Annotated in this window: 1 rRNA gene; it reads right to left on the reverse strand. The window is 40.8% G+C overall.

Annotated elements, in window-relative coordinates:
• Positions 1 to 130: 130 nt before the first annotated feature.
• Positions 131 to 321: ribosomal RNA gene (locus FUA24_RS23450) — 23S ribosomal RNA — on the reverse strand; the annotation flags it as partial.

Consider the following 321-nt stretch of genomic DNA (forward strand, 5'->3'; position numbering starts at 1 on the left):
GTAAGAGGTGAGCCCCATCGCTATAACCACCTTAAATCTTTGTCCTGAACTTGTTTCAGGATCTAATATTTTAACATATTGAAAAAATTACATGAACTTTAATTACTTAACTCTTATAAAAAAACAGGCGTACAATAAGCCTATGGGTTATTAGTACTACTCGGCTATGACGTTACCGCCTTTACACCTGTAGCCTATCAACGTGGTCATCTCCCACGACCCTTTAAAGAAATCTCATCTTGTGGTGGGTTTCGCGCTTATATGCTTTCAGCGCTTATCCCTTCCCAACGTAGCTACTCTGCAATGCCACTGGCGTGACAA

This window comes from Seonamhaeicola marinus, from assembly GCF_008085455.1.